The organism is Gardnerella sp. 26-12 (assembly GCF_001660745.1).
In the GTDB taxonomy this organism is placed as follows: Bacteria; Actinomycetota; Actinomycetes; order Actinomycetales; family Bifidobacteriaceae; genus Bifidobacterium; species Bifidobacterium swidsinskii.
The window spans coordinates 22,283-22,537 of the sequence record NZ_LWSR01000019.1 but is presented as its reverse complement, the minus strand read 5'-3'; the positions used below and the strand labels follow the sequence as shown (position 1 = coordinate 22,537).

Below are 255 nucleotides of genomic sequence, written 5' to 3'. Positions count from 1 at the left end.
GTTGAAAGCACGGTGTGCTTTCAACGCAAGCTCAGTAGCGAGCGCACCTAGACCGCGCGAGCGTTCCTTCGGGCGCTTTATTCTTAAACGTTTTTTAACGATACGCTCGCGTTTTATTACGCTCGCTTGCGAAACTCGCGTTGGAAGTCCACTGGACTTCCAACTTAAGCGAGTTTCCGCATTGAAGTGCCTCCGCGCGCTACGCTTTAAGCGCTCCGGCAAGTCAATGCGCCCAGTCCTCTTTTAGTGCTCGTA

The 255-nt window shown here is 52.9% G+C and carries 1 protein-coding gene; it reads right to left on the bottom strand.

Features of this window, described 5'->3' with window-relative positions:
• Nucleotides 1–222, bottom strand: a 222-nt coding sequence (locus tag A5295_RS06580) for a hypothetical protein (RefSeq protein WP_219723390.1), incomplete at its 3' end; no start/stop codon positions are given.
• Between the last annotated feature and the right edge of the window lie 33 nt (nucleotides 223–255).